16 protein-coding genes are annotated in these 14,881 nt (G+C 64.4%); 7 read left to right on the top strand and 9 right to left on the bottom strand.

From position 1 onward, the window contains the following. The first annotated feature begins 193 nt into the window (after positions 1–193). Both LB529_RS11635 and LB529_RS11630 read left to right on the top strand, forming a co-directional pair. Positions 194–922, top strand: a complete 729-nt coding sequence (locus LB529_RS11635; RefSeq protein WP_095769034.1) for an AzlC family ABC transporter permease — start codon at positions 194–196, stop codon at positions 920–922. Beyond that, complete coding sequence (locus LB529_RS11630; RefSeq protein ID WP_224708530.1) at positions 919–1,215, top strand: AzlD family protein; 297 nt, start codon at positions 919–921, stop codon at positions 1,213–1,215. The genes LB529_RS11635 and LB529_RS11630 overlap by 4 nt, the downstream gene beginning before the upstream one ends. Before the next feature lie 446 nt (positions 1,216–1,661). Here LB529_RS11630 and LB529_RS11625 read toward each other — a convergent pair whose 3' ends face one another. The 3 genes from LB529_RS11625 to LB529_RS11615 form a co-directional block, all read right to left on the bottom strand. After that, positions 1,662–3,506 (bottom strand): aminopeptidase P family protein, encoded by a 1,845-nt coding sequence (locus LB529_RS11625; protein ID WP_224711147.1) that lies wholly within the window; start codon positions 3,504–3,506, stop codon positions 1,662–1,664. Positions 3,507–3,604: 98 nt separating this feature from the next. Continuing rightward, positions 3,605–4,477 (bottom strand): 50S ribosomal protein L11 methyltransferase, encoded by an 873-nt coding sequence (locus LB529_RS11620; RefSeq protein WP_224711146.1) that lies wholly within the window; start codon positions 4,475–4,477, stop codon positions 3,605–3,607. Next, positions 4,477–5,061, bottom strand: coding sequence for an SCO family protein (locus LB529_RS11615; RefSeq protein ID WP_224549661.1), 585 nt, complete (start codon positions 5,059–5,061; stop codon positions 4,477–4,479). The genes LB529_RS11620 and LB529_RS11615 overlap by 1 nt, the downstream gene beginning before the upstream one ends. 230 nt (positions 5,062–5,291) lie before the next feature. Here LB529_RS11615 and LB529_RS11610 point away from each other — a divergent pair, with 230 nt between their 5' ends. The 3 genes from LB529_RS11610 to LB529_RS11600 all read left to right on the top strand — a co-directional run bounded on the left by LB529_RS11610 (position 5,292) and on the right by LB529_RS11600 (position 7,245). Beyond that, on the top strand, positions 5,292–5,720 hold the full coding sequence (locus tag LB529_RS11610; protein ID WP_224600994.1) for a CreA family protein: 429 nt from the start codon (positions 5,292–5,294) through the stop codon (positions 5,718–5,720). Between the two features lie 64 nt (positions 5,721–5,784). Next, a complete protein-coding gene (locus LB529_RS11605; RefSeq protein ID WP_224711145.1) occupies positions 5,785–6,453 on the top strand; it encodes a DapH/DapD/GlmU-related protein in 669 nt (222 codons plus the stop codon). Positions 6,454–6,750: 297 nt separating this feature from the next. Further along, positions 6,751–7,245, top strand: coding sequence for a low affinity iron permease family protein (locus LB529_RS11600; RefSeq protein WP_181174725.1), 495 nt, complete (start codon positions 6,751–6,753; stop codon positions 7,243–7,245). Positions 7,246–7,253: 8 nt separating this feature from the next. Here LB529_RS11600 and LB529_RS11595 read toward each other — a convergent pair whose 3' ends face one another. Continuing rightward, entirely contained in the window at positions 7,254–8,120 is an 867-nt protein-coding gene (locus LB529_RS11595; RefSeq protein ID WP_224626217.1) for an SDR family NAD(P)-dependent oxidoreductase, read from the bottom strand. Positions 8,121–8,291: 171 nt separating this feature from the next. Here LB529_RS11595 and LB529_RS11590 point away from each other — a divergent pair, with 171 nt between their 5' ends. Next, positions 8,292–8,573 carry a hypothetical protein gene (locus tag LB529_RS11590; protein ID WP_140626825.1) on the top strand — a complete coding sequence of 94 codons (282 nt, stop codon included), beginning with the start codon at positions 8,292–8,294 and terminating at the stop codon, positions 8,571–8,573. A gap of 3 nt (positions 8,574–8,576) precedes the next feature. Here LB529_RS11590 and LB529_RS11585 read toward each other — a convergent pair whose 3' ends face one another. Then, complete coding sequence (locus LB529_RS11585) at positions 8,577–9,152, bottom strand: TMEM175 family protein (protein WP_140839754.1); 576 nt, start codon at positions 9,150–9,152, stop codon at positions 8,577–8,579. 137 nt (positions 9,153–9,289) lie between these two features. Here LB529_RS11585 and LB529_RS11580 point away from each other — a divergent pair, with 137 nt between their 5' ends. Beyond that, entirely contained in the window at positions 9,290–10,498 is a 1,209-nt protein-coding gene (locus tag LB529_RS11580; RefSeq protein ID WP_224711144.1) for an MFS transporter, read from the top strand. Between the two features lie 32 nt (positions 10,499–10,530). Here the strand turns inward: LB529_RS11580 and LB529_RS11575 are convergent, their stop codons facing one another. The 4 genes from LB529_RS11575 to LB529_RS11560 all read right to left on the bottom strand — a co-directional run bounded on the left by LB529_RS11575 (position 10,531) and on the right by LB529_RS11560 (position 14,768). Then, the gene (locus LB529_RS11575) at positions 10,531–11,475 is read right to left on the bottom strand and encodes an MATE family efflux transporter (protein ID WP_224711143.1); all 945 of its coding nucleotides are present in this window, start codon (positions 11,473–11,475) and stop codon (positions 10,531–10,533) included. Further along, positions 11,430–12,002 (bottom strand): MATE family efflux transporter, encoded by a 573-nt coding sequence (locus LB529_RS11570; RefSeq protein ID WP_224711142.1) that lies wholly within the window; start codon positions 12,000–12,002, stop codon positions 11,430–11,432. The genes LB529_RS11575 and LB529_RS11570 overlap by 46 nt, the downstream gene beginning before the upstream one ends. 117 nt (positions 12,003–12,119) lie before the next feature. Continuing rightward, positions 12,120–13,592, bottom strand: a complete 1,473-nt coding sequence (locus LB529_RS11565; RefSeq protein WP_224711141.1) for an esterase-like activity of phytase family protein — start codon at positions 13,590–13,592, stop codon at positions 12,120–12,122. 150 nt (positions 13,593–13,742) lie between these two features. Next, positions 13,743–14,768, bottom strand: coding sequence for a LacI family DNA-binding transcriptional regulator (locus LB529_RS11560; RefSeq protein WP_224600810.1), 1,026 nt, complete (start codon positions 14,766–14,768; stop codon positions 13,743–13,745). Positions 14,769–14,881 lie beyond the last annotated feature (113 nt).

Genomic DNA, 14,881 nt, shown 5'->3' with positions numbered 1-14,881 from the left:
CGGCGATCAGTTCCGCTGATCGCTGGGTCAAGCGAATTGGTGTGACATTGGAGGCGACGCTCTCTAAATCAAGCCGCTCTTAAAGCGCGTGCGCTGAACGAATCCAGGCGACGCGCTTTAAGTCTTTTGTTGATGCATGTCGTTGTCCCAGAACCGCTGCGCACTTCTGGGCGACATGCACGAGGAGCGGCGCATGGCAGCGGAAGCAATCTCTGAAGGCAGAACGGGCGGCGATTTCTGGGACGGCGTGCGGCTTTCAATGCCGGTGGTCGTCGCCTCCGCGCCGTTCGCGATCCTGTTCGGCACGATCGCCGTCGACAATGGGTTTTCCGTCCTCGAAGCCTTCCTGATGAGCGCCATGATCTATGGCGGCGCCAGCCAGATGGTCGGCATCGAACTGTTCGGCCAGCATGTCGCGCCATGGCTGATCGTGCTGTCGATCTTCGCGGTGAACTTTCGCCACGTGCTCTATTCGGCCGGCATCGGCAGGCGCATCGCGCATTGGCCGGTGCTGCAGCAGGCGCTCGGCTATTTCATCCTGACGGATCCGCAATTCGCCATCGCCGAGGCAAGGGCCGAGTCCGGCCGGCCCGTCGGCTTCGTCTGGTATCTCGGGCTCGGCCTGCCGGTCTATGTGTTTTGGGTGATCGAAAGCGGATTGGGCGCGGTGTTCGGCAAGCTGATCCCCGACACGCATGCGCTGGGCATCGATTTCCTTTTGCCGATCTATTTCCTCGGCCTGGTGCTCGGCTTTCGCAAACGGCCGCTCTGGGCGCCCGTCGTCGCCGCCAGCGCCGTCGCCTCGATCATCGCCTACAGAACTGTCGGCTCGCCCTGGCATGTCTCGATCGGCGCGGTCGCCGGCATCGTCCTGGCGGTGATCCTGCCGCCGCATCACAGCGGCGTGGGCAAGCGGCCATGAGCACGACCTTCTGGATCATCCTGGCCGGCGCCGTCGCCACCTATCTGACCCGAATCGGCGGCCACCTCGTCATCTCGCGCTTCGAGACGATCCATCCCCGCGTCGAGGCCGGCCTCAACGCCGTGCCGGCCGCGGTGCTGACGACCCTCGTCGCGCCGGAGCTGCTGCATGCTGGACCCGCCGAATGGGCGGCGTTGATCGTCACCGTGCTGGTGTCGCTGCGCGGTGGCCTGATGGCGATGTTTCTGGCTGGAGCCGCTGTCCTGATTCTGGCGAGGCAGTTCGTCGGATAGCTTTCCATCCTGAATGGCTGGCGCTGCCCCTCATTGTCCTGCCCGTCCTCCGCAGCAGCTTCGGAGGATGAACTGGGCGTTTCTCCCTGTGGAGCGCTAGGGGATGCACACATTTCCCAAGCGGCTGGTCTTTGGGCGATAGCGTGCATGGCAGCTTGGCGCATGCATTGTCTTACGCTGCGCTGGTCGACCCCCACTCCGTCTCGGCTTCGCCGAGCCACCTCTCCCCCGATCGACGGGGGAGAGGAAGGCGCCGAGCTTCTTGCCGCCAACGCTCGTCCAGCAAGGCTCCCTTCCTTTCCCTCCGGAGGGGGAAAGGTGGCGCTGCGAAGCAGCGACGGATTGGGGAAACCACGTGGCAATCAAGGCTTCGGCCTGATCAGTCGCGCCAGTCACAGAAGATGTGTGCATGGCGTAGCCGTCGAATCGGGAGACAGAAGCTCACCTCAAATCTTCGCATCGTGGGGCAGCGGCGCGGTGGCTTTCTCCAGCCAGGCCAGCGTTTCGCCGTCGACCATCGGGCCGATCTCGGAGAGCACCCGGGCATGATAGCGGTCGAGCCACTGCAATTCGTCCCGGTGCAACAGATCGGTGCGGATGAGCCGCTTGTCGATCGGCGCCAGCGTCAGCGTCTCGAAGCCATGCATGGCGATGTCGCCGCCCTCGATCTGCTCCGCCGGCGTGACTAGGATCAGGTTCTCGATGCGGATGCCGTAGGCGCCTTCCTTGTAGTAGCCCGGCTCGTTGGACAGCATCATGCCGGCCAGCAGCTTTTCTGTGCCGGTGCGGGCGATGCGCTGCGGCCCTTCGTGCACGGCGAGGTAGGAGCCGACGCCGTGGCCGGTGCCGTGGGCGAAGTCGCAGCCATGCTTCCACAGCGCCACGCGGGCAACGGCGTCGATCTCCGAACCGCGCGTGCCGGCGGGGAAGCGCAGCGTCGAGATGCCGATCATGCCCTTCAGCACGAGGGTGAAGCGCTCGCGCATCTCCTCGCTCGGCTGGCCGATCGGCACAGTGCGGGTGATGTCGGTGGTTCCGTCCTGATACTGACCGCCGGAATCGAGCAGGAACAGCTCGCCGCTTTCAAGCTTGCGGCTGGTGGCGCGCGAGACGCGGTAGTGCATGATGGCGCCGTTCGGGCCGGCGCCGGAAATCGTGTCGAAGGAGACGTCGCGCAGCGGCATCTGCGTTTCCTCGCCGGTCTGCCGGCGCACCTCCTCAAGCTTGGTGACGACGGCGATTTCGTCCAGCGTGCCGGGCTTCTGGCGGTCGAGCCAGCACAGCAACTTGGCGACCGCGGCGCCGTCGCGGCGATGCGCGGCGCGGCTGCCGGCGATCTCGGCCTGGTTCTTGGTCGCGCGGGGGATACGCGCCGGGTCGGCCGCCAAGACGACCGTGCCGCCATTGTCCTCGGCCAGCATGCGGAGCTTCTCCGCCGCCAGCACCGGATCGAGCGCGATCTTGGCGCCGTCCTTGGCTAGCGCGACGATGGCGGCTTCGAACTCGCCCGGATCATGCGGATCGGCAAGCTGGGTGAGATAGGCTGCGACCTGGCGCGGGAATTTACGCTGGTCCATGAACAGCTGATGCTTGCTATCGGCGGCGAGGATGGCGAAGCCGAGCGCCAGGGGCGTATGCGGCACGTCGCCGCCACGGATGTTGAAGGCCCAGGCTATCGAGGAAGGATCGGTCAGCACCGCATGGGTGGCGCCGTCCTTTTCGATCGCGCCCGCCAGCCGCTTGAGCTTGTCCTTGGGGAGCTCGCCGGCAAGATTCTGCGGATGGATCTCGACAGGCGCGCGGGGCGGGTCCGGCTGATCCGTCCAGATGATGTCGATGGGATTCCTGTCGAGCGGCACCAATGTCGCGCCGGATTGCTCGGCCGATGCCTTCAGCGCCTTGATCTCGCCGATCGTGTGCAGCCAGGGGTCGAAGCCGAGCCTTGCGCCCTTGCCGAGATTGTCCTTGATCCAGCTGGCCGGCGGATTGTCGACAAGGCTTTCGACGGTGAAGATCGACAGGTCGACTTCATTGCGCACCTGCAGCGTGTAGCGGCCGTCGACGAAGATGAAGGCGCGGTCGCGCAGCACGATCGCGACGCCGGCCGAACCGGAAAAGCCGGTCAGCCACTTCAGCCGCGCCGAGCGGTCGGCGACATATTCGCCCTGGTGCTCGTCCGCGCGGGGAACAAGGAAGCCATCCAAACCATTCTCAGCCAGCCATTGCCGCAGCTGCGCCACACGCGGCTTACCGACGGCAGGATCACCAGCGGAATCAAAGGTCTGGAACATTTTTGGCCTCTCTTCGATGCTTGTTGCGAGCGTAGCGCATGACCCCGGAAATCGGAATCGATTTCGGCAGGGCCAGATCGGCTGGATGCAACCCGGCCTCAGCGCTTGAGATGGATGGTCACCCAGCCCTCGCGATGCAAGGTGCGCACGTGGCGGAAGGCTTGGCCGACATAGGCCGAGATCACCGCGTCGCGCTGCCGGTCGAGGATGCCGGAGAGCACCAGCGAGCCGCCGAGACTGATGTGCTTGGCCATTTCGGGCGCGAGCCGCATCAGCGGCCGGGCCAGGATGTTGGCGACGATGAGGTCGAAAGGTGCGCGCCTGGCGAAGATCGGATGATGGAAGCCGGGCGCCGTAACCGTCTCGACCAGCGCCTTGACGTGGTTGAGGCGGGCATTGGCGGCGGCGACGCGGACGGCGACCGGATCGATGTCGGTCGCCAGCACCCGGATATGCGCGAGCTTGGCCAGCGCAATCGCAAGCACGGCGCTGCCGGTGCCGAGGTCGACCGCGTTGCGCGGCCGCTCGCGCAGCACCACCTGCTCCAGCACTTCGAGGCAGCCGGCGGTGGTGCCGTGGTGTCCGGTGCCGAAGGCAAGGCCCGCCTCGATCTCGATGGCGAGGTCGCCACTGCGACGCTTGGCCCGGTCGTGCGAGCCGTGGACGAAGAAGCGTCCGGCGCGGACCGGCTTCAACCCTTCCAGCGAGCGCGACACCCAGTCGACGTCGGGAAGGACCTCACGTTCGACAGGCTTCGACAGGCCGAGACCGGCGAGGACATCCCTGACCCGGACCTCCACGGGATCGACGTCGCCATCGGCATAAAGCGACACTTCGTGGATGTCTTTTTCCTCGTCGAGCTCCAGCACGGCGATCGGCAGGCCGTCCTCCTCGAAGGCGGCGTCCAGTGCGGCAAAGATGCGGTCGGCCTCGAGCTTGTTGGCGGTGAAGTGGAGCCTAGTCTGGCCCATCAGGTTTGCCCACCCGCAGCCAGCCGCTTCAGCTTGGCTATCGCGGTGTCGGCGCTCTCCCCATAGGCGATGGTGCCGGCGAAATCGCCCTTGGCGTTGAGCAGCAGCACCGAGGCCGTGTGGTCCATCGTGTAGTCGCCGTCGCCAGTGTCGACCTTCTTCCAATAGATACCGAAGGCCTTGGCCATGGCGTGCACCTTGTCCGGCTCGCCGGTGATGCCGGTGATCCGGTCGGAGAAGTTGCTGACATAGGTGTTCATCGTCTCCGGCGTGTCGCGTTCCGGATCGACGGTGACGAAATAGGCGCTGAGGTCCTTGCCGCTGTCGCCCATCGTCTTCAGCCAGCCGGCGAGCTCAAACAGTGTCGTCGGGCAGACTTCAGGGCAATGGGTGAAGCCGAAGAACACGACGCTGGGGTGTCCCCTGAAGGCGGCTTCGGTGATCGGCGCGCCTTTCTGGTCGACCAGCGTGAAGGGCGCGCCGAAGGGCTCGCCGCCATAGTGGCCCCGGTACCAGTCGAATGTCAGCCAGCCGATGCCCGCCGCCATCAGGACGAGAATGCCGACCAGGATTGAGCGCATCATTAGTGAATGTCCGTTGCTTTGGCTGGAAGCCAGTTCGGCGACAGTCTTAGCGGGTCGGCGCCGGGCGCGCAAAGATGTCGCGTTGCCGCAAGCCGCCGGGCGGGCCGATCGGCTTGCAAACGCCACGATCCTGTCCCACCTGACGTCGGCAAACGTGAACCGAGGAGGCTTCCTTGCGAAAACTGATCGGCTTGTTCGCCGCCTGTCTTGCCCTGAGCTCCGGCGCGGCCATGGCTGACGAAGTGGGTAAAGTGGGTGTCGACTGGGTCGGCAACGACATCATGGTCGACGCGATCAAGGACCCGAAGGTCGACGGCGTCACCTGCCATGTCGCCTATTTCGACCGCAGCATCATCGACCGGCTGCATAAGGGCAACTGGTTCGAGGATCCTTCCGATTCGTCGATCTCCTGCCGCCAGACCGGGCCGATCACCATCGGCGACATCGACATGGGCGAGGGCGGCGAGGAGGTGTTCAAGCAGGGCCTCAGCCTGATCTGGAAAAAGCAGGTGGTGAACCGCATCTACGACAAGAAGAACGAGACGCTGATCTATCTGTCGCATTCGCGCCAGGTGCAGAACGGCTCGGCGAAGATGTCGGTCACGACCGTGCCGCTTTACGGCCAGAACGTGGTGTGGACCAAGGGCAAGCCGCAATAGCCGATAGGCTTGGCGGGGGCAGGCCGCGCTTGCAGGGCCGTCCCCGCCGGCGTAAAGGCCTCTCATGGGTCGTCCTGAAACCCTCGTCCTCAAGGATCCCGAGCCGCGCATCCATCCGACCGCGGAGCTGAAGGCATGCAAGCTCGGCCGCTATGCCTCGATCGGCGAGCGGGTGATCCTGCGCGAGGTGAGCGTCGGCGACTTTTCCTATTTCGAACGCCATTGCGAGGCGATCTATACGACAATCGGCAAGTTCTGCTCGATCGCCGCGAACAGCCGCATCAACGCGCTCGAGCATCCGATCGAGCGGCTGACGCAGCACAAGGTCAGCTACCGGCCGAACGAGTATTTTCGCTGGCTGGGCGTCGACACGGCTTTTCGCGCGCGACGGCAAGCGAAATCAGTCAGTATCGGCCATGATGTCTGGATCGGACACGGCGCGGTGATCATGCCGGGTGTCGCGATCGGCAACGGCGCGGTCATCGGCGCCAATGCGGTGGTGACACATGACGTCGCGCCCTACACGATCGTCGCAGGCGTTCCGGCAAAGCCGCTGCGCCGGCGGTTCTCCGCCACCGTCGCGGCGCGCATCGAAGCCCTTGCCTGGTGGGACTGGCCGCCCGAGAAACTGGCGAGCGCAATCCCCGACATGCAGGCCATGCCGATCGAAGCCTTTCTCGATCGCTGGGAAGAAACGCTCACTGACACGGGCGGAACGCCGTCAAGCACATGACCGGCGCTGTCTGACCGGTGCCTTCCACTCTCGGAACTAAATGCCCCTTCCGCCATGCGGGGGTGGCGCAGCGGAAGGGGCTGGAGGTAAACCGCCGTGAAGCGGAAGGAACAGGCTTTCGGCCTGCACCGGCACTATTGCAAATAAACGGATAAGGTGTTTTTTCGCGAAACTGCGCTTTCTGCGTGTAGCCGATTGCGTGCACGTGTCGGCACAAAATTCGATCCCGCGGAACCGGAGCGGGCGGCAGCTTGTTTCTTCGCAAATGCCAGCACATCCACGGTTCGAGGGACTTGCATGATCGAGAAGGTTTTTACGCGGATAGCCAACCAGGTGGCACATCTGGCGGGGCTGCCGCCCACCTTCGCCATCTGTGTGGCGATCGTGGTTGTATGGGCGTTGAGTGGACCGCTCTTCGGGTTCTCGGACACCTGGCAATTGGTCATCAACACCGGCACCACCATCATCACCTTTCTGATGGTGTTCCTGATCCAGAACACGCAAAATCGCGATGGCGCCGCGATCCAGGCCAAGCTGGACGAACTGATCAGGGTCAGCCGCGCCCATAACCATTTCATCGGAATCGAACACCTGACGGAGTCAGAGGTGGAGGAGATCCGCTCGAAATGCGAGGCGGCGGCAAAACGGCATGACAGCGAGATCGCCGAAAAGGCGGCCAAGAAGGCCGTCGCCGGAAAGAACGGCACCAAGCATGCGCCGAAGACCGCCGGCGCGGCCACAAAGAAGACCGCGGCCGGGAAGAACGCATCCAAGAAGAAAGCCGCGGCTTGACAGGGCCGTCAGCGGTTCATGAAGGCCGCGAAGGCATCCTTGTGATCGGGATGCCAGCGCGACAGGGCAGGGCGGTTCTCGATGATGTCTCCCATCGCCCAGGCCATTCGCTTTTCGTCGATCGGCCGCGTCACTTCGTTGTCCGGGCAGAGTATGTAGAAGTCGTCCTCCATCAGCGATGTCAGCATGAAGTCGATCACCTGTTCGCCGGTCCAGGCGCCGGCGGGCTTTTCCGTCGCGCCTTCGGTCAGGCCGGTATAGGTGAAGCCCGGGATCAGCAGATGCGCCGACACCTTGGCTCCCGGCTCGTTGCGCAGCGCATGCGCCAGCCCTTCGGTAAAAGTCTTCACGCCGGCCTTGGAGACGTTGTAGGCGAGGTTACCGGGCGGCGTGGTGATGCCCTGCTTGGACCCGGTGTTGATGATCAGGCCCGGCTTTCCGGCGGCGAGCATGCGCGGCGCGAAGGCTTCGACGCCATGCACGACGCCCCAGAAATTGATGTCCAGCAGCCGCTTCCAGGCGTCGCGGTTCTCCCACGGCTTACCCGGATTGTTGCCGACGCCGGCATTGTTCATCAGCACCGACACCGCACCGAAGGCACCGTAAGCGAGCTCCGCGAGCCGGTCGACCTCTTCCGCCCTGGAGACATCGGTCGGGATTGGGAGGACGGCATCCTCGCCGCCGATCGCGGCGACCGCCTGCTTCGCCTGGTCGAGGCGCATGCCGCCGATGTCGGCAAGCACCACCTTCATGCCCATTGCCACGAACCGTTTTGCGGCGGCAAGGCCGATGCCGCTGGCGCCGCCGGTGATGACGGCGACATTGCCGGAGGCGAAGGCGGGCAGGGCGGTCTGGATCTGGGCGTCGCTGGTCATGAGTTCCATCCTTGTTCGGGTCGGGCCGAACTTAACGCCAGGCGCCGCCGAGGCAAGGCCGGTTCGTCCGGTGATTACGGCGAAAGCCGCAACGGGTTGACGACGAAAGCCGCAACGGGTTGACCATCGCAGCGCACGCCGCGCATGTTGTCCCAAAAAGGAGTTCGGCATTTGACCGACTGGATCGGAATCCTGAAGGAGCAAACCGTCAACGGCGACCAGATGAGCCGCGAGGTGCCGAAGATGCTCGCCAATCCCGACATCAGCGAGACGCAGGTGAAGACGCTGTTTGCGGCGTTGGAGAAGCAGGCGGATTTCGCCGAGAAGCTAAGACTGGCGCTGGAGAAATTCGGCCATGACTTTCCGATCATCAAGGCGGCCGAGAGGCTGGAGGAGCGCTATGCCGACCTTGCCGCCTCGGCGGCGGAAAAGCTGAAAACCATGCGGAAGTAAGCGTTATTTCTCGACCAACCGTTCGAAGCGCTTGTCCGGCACAAACCAGATGGTCGCTACAAGCACATAGATCGCCACGCTGATCCACTGGTTGAGGAAGCTGAGCAGGACTGCGGCGATATAGAGCGCCAGCGAGATCTTGCCTTTGTTGTCACGGCCGACGGCCTTGGCGAAAGTCGTGTCGGCGCCGTGCAGATGGCGCAACTTGAGGACCAGGATGGTGTAGGCGACGGCGCAAAGCGCGAGGTCGATGCCATAGACGGCGACCGGTACGGGCGCGAAGTGGTTCTCTCCCATGAACGCGGTGGTCACCGGCATCAGCGACAGCCAGAACAAAAGGTTCAGGTTGGCCCACAGCACGCGTCCATCGACCCGCTGCACGGTGTGGAACATGTTGTGCAGGTTGTTCCAGTAGATGCCGACATTGATGAAGGACAGCACATAGCAGAAGAAGACCGGCCACAGCGGCAGAAGCGCTGAGAAATCTTCGCCATGCGGCACTTTCAGCTCCAGCACCATGATGGTGATGATGATGGCGACGACACCATCGGTGAATGCCTCGACCCGTCCCTTGCCCATGGTTCCTCCTCGTCGGCCGACAAAAGCTACGCGAGGATTTCGTACAAGACCATCCTGTCAAGGTTGTCAGGAGGACATTCGGTGGCTGGAACAGCGCCATTATATAGGCGTTGGGCTTGCAACCCCCGGAGGTTGCCATGACCAGCTACGCTCAAACCATGACGCGTGACAATGAGCTTGGCGGCGGCGCGGCAATGGCCGTCGTCGCCGCCATGATCGCAGCGCTTTTTGCCGGCAGCACCGCGCTGACGCCGCTTTATGTGATCTACAAGCAGGCCTTCGGCTTCTCGCAGGTCACGCTGACGCTGGTTTACGCCGTCTATGTGGTGGGCAATCTGGCGGCGTTGCTGTTTTTCGGCCGCCTGTCGGATGTCGTCGGCCGCCGCCCCGCCGCGCTAGCGGCGATGGGCGTTGCCGTGGTCAGCGCGTTGTTTTTCCTCTTCGCTGAAAACCTCGCCTGGCTCGACATCGCCCGCATCCTGAGCGGGCTCGGCATCGGTGTCGGCGCGGGGGCGGGCACCGCCTGGCTGGCCGAGCTGATCGAAGGCAAGGACAAGTCGCGCGCCGCCGTCATCGCCACCAGCACCAACTTTGTCGGTCTCGGGGCCGGCGCGCTCATGTCGGGGCTGCTCGCCCAATATGCGCCCTGGCCGCTCAGGCTGACATTCGCCGTCTATCTCGTCCTGCTTGCCTTGGTCACCCTGCTGATCTGGCGCACGCAGGAAACCGTCTCCAGGCCCGGACGGTTTTCCGAGGTCTCGCTGCGGCCGCGGCTTTCGGTGCCGGACAACATCCGCGCGCAGTTCGTGGCGCCGGCGGTGACCGGCTTCGGCGCCATGGCGCTGGTCGGCTTCTACGCGGCGCTGGCGCCGAGCATCCTGGCGCAGCAGCTGCATGTGACCAATCATGCCGAGGCTGGCGGGCTTTTCTTCGAGCTGTCGATTGTGGCGGCCATCACCATCGTCGCCACCACATGGCTCTCCAGCCGCTCCACCATGCTTGCCGCGCTGGTGCTGATGATCCCGACCGTGGCGCTGATCGTGGCGGCGCAGGTCTATGCCTCGATGGTCCTGATGATCGTTGCGACGGCGGTCTGCGGCGTGGCGGCGGCGCTCGGCTATCGCGGCGGCCTGCAAGTGGTGAATCAGATCGCGCCGGCCGACCGCCGCGCCGAGGTGGTGTCGGCCTTCTTCATCTGTTGCTTCTGCGGCAACGCGCTGCCGGTGATCGGCATCGGCATCCTGTCGAGCCTGGCGAACGCAATCATCGCAAGCCTGGCCTTTGCCGGCATGATCGTCGTCTTCTCGCTGGTGGCGCTTGGCTTCGGCGCCAAATACGCGCGGTAGCGGATTTTCACGTTTTCCTGTCGTCGCGGATTTTAGCCGTTCGGCGTCTCCGGCAGGAGCTGCGCGCGCTGGCGCGGCACGCCGAGGCCCGTGTCGGGCGGCTCGCCGGCGGCCGGCCGGTCCTCGATCATGTGCATCGTGCGCCAGCGGCCGAAGCGATAATAGGCGGCGGCGAGCGCCAGCGAGGCGATCGAACCTGCCGGAAAGCTCCACCACAGCGCCTCCTGGCCGATGACGCTGCGCATGGAATAGGCAAAGCCGGTGCGAATGATCAACACCGAGATGATCAGGATGATCAGCGGCGGCATGACAGCGCCGGTCGCGCGCACCGTGGCGAACAGCACGATCGTGACGCCGAACAGGATGAACGACCAGGACGCCACCTTGTTGATGTGGGCGGCGATGTCGATCGCGGCGCTGTCGGTGCTGAGGAAGAGGCTGAGCACTGCGCGGTCGAAGACGAAAAGCAGCGCCACCAGCGCGCCGGTCAGCACCAAGTTGAAGCCGACGCCCGACGCCGCGACCCTGCCGATGCGGTCCCAGCGCCCGGCGCCGACATTCTGCGCCGCCATCGAGGAGACGGCGGCGCCGATCGCCAGAGCCGGCATCTGGATGTAGGTCCAGAGCTGCGCGGCGATGCCGTAAGCGGCGGCTACCTGGGAGCCGTAGGAATTGACGATGCCCATCACGGTCAATGCCGCCGCCGAGATGACGATCATCTGCAGCCCCATCGGAATGCCCTTGAAGACGACGATGCGCAGCAATTTCGGGTCGGGCCGCAGCAGCGAGAGATCGCTGCCCGCCAGCCGCAGCGGGTGTTTGCGCACATAAAGCACGATCAGGATGGCAATCACGCTCACCGTCTGGCCTATGAGCGTCGACATTGCCGAACCGGCAATGCCGAGCTCGGGGAAGGGGCCGATGCCGCGGATCAGCAGCGGATTGAGCACGACGTCGAGCACGACCGCCAGCGCCATGAAGACGAACGGGTTCGCGAGTCGCCGGCGCCGCGCAGCACGGTCATGACGAAGGACAAAAGATTCATCATCGGCACGGCGACAAAGATGATGCGCAAATAGGCGCGCGCCAAAGGCAAGGCATCGGCCGGCGTGCCGAGCCCGGTCAGGATGGCGTCGACCCAGATCCAGCCGCAGACGGCGAACACGACCGAGACGAGGAAGAAGAAGGTGGCGCTGGTGCCGACGATGCGCTTCGCCTCGGGCAGGTCGCGGGCGCCGACGGACTGCGCCACCAGAATGGTCGCCGCCATGCCGATGCCGAAGACGGTGCCGAGGATGAGGAACAGCACCAGATTGGCGTTGGAGGTCGCCGTCAGCGCCGCCTCGCCGAGGAAGCGGCCGACCCAGACCGCGTTGATCGAGCCGTTGAGCGACTGCAGCACGTTGGAGCCCAGCACCGGCAGGGCGAACAAAAGCAGCGTGCGCGGAATTGGACCGCTGGTCAGGTCGTGAGTCCGCCGGCGGGTGGGCTGTTTGTCATCCATGTTGTTATCCATGGTGGTGGGGCCGAAACTGAATCAGGCCCGCGATGCTATCGCAGGCCTGATTCTCATGCATCCCTTCAGAAAGGGTCGGCTGCCGCGGCAGCCGACCGCATCCCATTACTGAGTGGTGTTTCCAGAAAGGCCGGGGAGTGTGACCTGATAGACCAGGAAGGTGGTGTCGACATCGGCGCCGTCCTCGGCTTTGTACGAAGCGCCGACCTGGAAGCCGTCCTGGGTGAGGAAGTCGTTGTCGTTGGCGACGAACAGGAAATAGTCGTCGGACAGCTTCGGATCGAGCACCGGCGCCAGCGACATCGCCTCCCACTTCTCCGAGAGGTTGTCCCTGTCGTTCGGCGCGCCATTGTGCATGCCGAAACGGCCGAGCTCGCCCTTGTCGTTGATGTCGATGAACGGCGTCAGCTTGGCCGGCGTCACCGACGCATCGAGCATGCCCTTCGGCGCGACCGGCTTGTCGGCGGCGTCGAACGGGCCGTTGGCGATATCGGTGGCGGCGGAGAGGTCGACGATCTCGATCTTGCGGTACAGCGACTCGTCGCCCTTAACGCCCTGGCCGTTGCCTGAGTCGCGCGCCAGCATCAGAAAGCTCTTGTCGGAGAGTGCGACGATCTCGCTCTGAGCGGCCACCTTGGTCTTGCCCTTGGCATCCTTGAACACAGGCAACGGCACGACATATTCATGCGCCAGCTTGAGGTGGGCGAGATCGGAAGCGTCGTAAACCAGCGCGCGGGTGTTCTGGCGGGTCGAGCCGGAATCGCCGCCGTCCTGGCGGGGCGCCGACTGCAGCACGGCGATCAGGAACCTGCCGTCCGGCGTCATCGACATGCCTTCGAGGCCCTGGTTGTTCTGGCGGCCGGTTTCGGGATCCTTCGGATCGGGCTCGGCAGCGCCCGGGCCCGGGTTGTCGGACGCGAAGTTCGGCTTGCCGTGGCGCATCGGCACCAGCGCCGCGGGCGGTTGGGTCGCCGACATCAGACGGCCTTCGGCCGAGAAGCGGTAGATGTTGGGACCATATTCGTCGGAGATGAACATCGTGCCGTCCGGCAGCCGCACGATCGCTTCGTCATCGAGCGCCAGCTTGCCATTGGCCTCAGGCAGCATCGGCATGTCGCCGGCGGCGGCGCGCACGCCGTTCAACGGATCGAGGCCGGTGGCGTCGGCGCCCTTGTCGTCGGTCAGAAGCATCGTGTCGGCGAGCGTCGCTTTGACGCCCGACTGTTCCTGTCCGGCAGCGGGCGCCGCGCCGGGTGCTGTCGGCGCCAGCTCGATCGAGATGGTGTTGAGGCGCGGGCGATAATCGGTGGTTCCGACGACATTGTAGCCGCGGTCCGGCAGCAGCCAGAGCGAACCCTTGTAGGTGGCCCCTTCACGCGTCCAGGATTTGGTGTCGATCGCCATGCCTGAACCTGAACCGAAGGTCTCGCCGAACTTGTCCTTCTGGTTGGCCGGGATGCGGCCGATGCCGACGAGTCCCTTGTTGACGTAAGCGACGCCGTCGGCGAGCGCCGGGGTCAGGGAAGTGAACAAGGCAAGTGCCGCGCCGAGCGCGACGGTTCGGTTGAGATGTTTCATCGATATCCCCTTCTTGACGAGCAGAGCGGCCTGGAAGGAACGCGCATCGGCGATGCGGCGAGCCGGTTCCCATCGAGCGGTCTAGGACGCGAACGTGATGGTTGCGTGACAGTTTCCTTCTCCCACAAGGGGAGAAGGGAAAGCCTCCGCTCAATCGCTCTCTCTTGCGATCAGCTCCAGCGGCCAGACTTCGCGGATGATGCGTGTGCCCTCAGGGCCGGCGAATGCGGGAAGCGAAGCGAGCAGCATCTCGGCCAGCCGCCGGCCCATGGGCTCCAGCGACGGACGGAAGGCGGTCAGCGTCGGCGAAAAGTAGCGGCAGAGCGGCGTGTCGACGATGACGATCACGGCCATGTCATGGCCCGGCTTGATACCCATCTCGGCCAGCGCCTTGCAGCCGCCGAGCGCCATCGCGTCATTGTTGAAGATGATCGCCGTCGGAGGGTTCTTGGAGCGCATTACTTGCGGCGTCACCTGGTAGCCGCCGGTCTCGTTGATGAAGCCGTCGGCGATCAGGTCGGGGTCGACCTCGATACCGTGCCGCTTCAGTGCCTTGCGGTAGCCGTCGAGGAACAGGTAGCCGAAGTTGAGATCAAGCGAAGGGCGAATAGCGGCAATGCGGCGGTGGCCGCGCGCGACCAGCCGGTCGACGGCTTCATCACCCGCCCTTTCGAAATCGATATCGAGTGAAGGATATGTGTCGCCGCCGGACTGACTTCGGCCAAGCGTGGCGAAGGGAAAGCCGGCCTTGCTGAGATACTCGATCCGATCGTCTTCCCTTCGCGTATTGGCCAACACGACCGCGTCGGCCCGGCGCGTCTCGACCACGCGGCGCAACCGCTCCTGCTGATATTGGCCCGGCTCACCCATGACGACCATCAGATCCAGGTCATGCTCGGCGAGCCGCGCCTGCAGGCCCGTCAGGAACGGGATGAAGAACGGCTCGCCATATTGCTGGTCGCCGGGATGCGGCTGCAGCATGAAGGCGATCGAGCGGGTGGCGCCCTGGCGCAGGCTGCGGCCTGACTGATTGGGCGAATAGTTCAGCTTCCTGGCTGCTTCGAGCACACGCTGGCGTGTATCGGCATTGACGTCGGCACGGCCGTTCAGCGCGCGCGACACGGTGCCGATCGAGATGTTCAGGTGACGCGCGAGATCGTGGATGCTGGACGCCAAGGACGGATTCTCCCCTTGCCTTGGCTAGCACCGGCTGCCGCTCAGGCCAAGGCTTCGGGGCGATTTTTGCAAGCAGCCGGTTGACATTCTACGCCATCGGGTGTGTTCTCGTA

The organism is Mesorhizobium sp. CA5, assembly GCF_020165105.1.
Classification (GTDB): Bacteria; Pseudomonadota; Alphaproteobacteria; order Rhizobiales; family Rhizobiaceae; genus Mesorhizobium.
This window is presented reverse-complemented; position numbering and strand designations above follow the sequence as displayed.

Excerpts from the sequence above, each read along its gene's own strand:
- LB529_RS11635 (WP_095769034.1), top strand. The coding sequence starts at position 194 with ATGGCAGCGGAAGCAATCTCTGAAGGCAGAACGGGCGGCGATTTCTGG.
- LB529_RS11630 (WP_224708530.1), top strand. The coding sequence starts at position 919 with ATGAGCACGACCTTCTGGATCATCCTGGCCGGCGCCGTCGCCACCTAT.
- LB529_RS11625 (WP_224711147.1), bottom strand. The coding sequence starts at position 3,506 with ATGTTCCAGACCTTTGATTCCGCTGGTGATCCTGCCGTCGGTAAGCCG.
- LB529_RS11620 (WP_224711146.1), bottom strand. The coding sequence starts at position 4,477 with ATGGGCCAGACTAGGCTCCACTTCACCGCCAACAAGCTCGAGGCCGAC.
- LB529_RS11615 (WP_224549661.1), bottom strand. The coding sequence starts at position 5,061 with ATGATGCGCTCAATCCTGGTCGGCATTCTCGTCCTGATGGCGGCGGGC.
- LB529_RS11610 (WP_224600994.1), top strand. The coding sequence starts at position 5,292 with ATGGCTGACGAAGTGGGTAAAGTGGGTGTCGACTGGGTCGGCAACGAC.
- LB529_RS11605 (WP_224711145.1), top strand. The coding sequence starts at position 5,785 with ATGGGTCGTCCTGAAACCCTCGTCCTCAAGGATCCCGAGCCGCGCATC.
- LB529_RS11600 (WP_181174725.1), top strand. The coding sequence starts at position 6,751 with ATGATCGAGAAGGTTTTTACGCGGATAGCCAACCAGGTGGCACATCTG.
- LB529_RS11595 (WP_224626217.1), bottom strand. The coding sequence starts at position 8,120 with ATGACCAGCGACGCCCAGATCCAGACCGCCCTGCCCGCCTTCGCCTCC.
- LB529_RS11585 (WP_140839754.1), bottom strand. The coding sequence starts at position 9,152 with ATGGGCAAGGGACGGGTCGAGGCATTCACCGATGGTGTCGTCGCCATC.
- LB529_RS11580 (WP_224711144.1), top strand. The coding sequence starts at position 9,290 with ATGACCAGCTACGCTCAAACCATGACGCGTGACAATGAGCTTGGCGGC.
- LB529_RS11575 (WP_224711143.1), bottom strand. The coding sequence starts at position 11,475 with ATGGCGCTGGCGGTCGTGCTCGACGTCGTGCTCAATCCGCTGCTGATC.
- LB529_RS11570 (WP_224711142.1), bottom strand. The coding sequence starts at position 12,002 with ATGGATGACAAACAGCCCACCCGCCGGCGGACTCACGACCTGACCAGC.
- LB529_RS11565 (WP_224711141.1), bottom strand. The coding sequence starts at position 13,592 with ATGAAACATCTCAACCGAACCGTCGCGCTCGGCGCGGCACTTGCCTTG.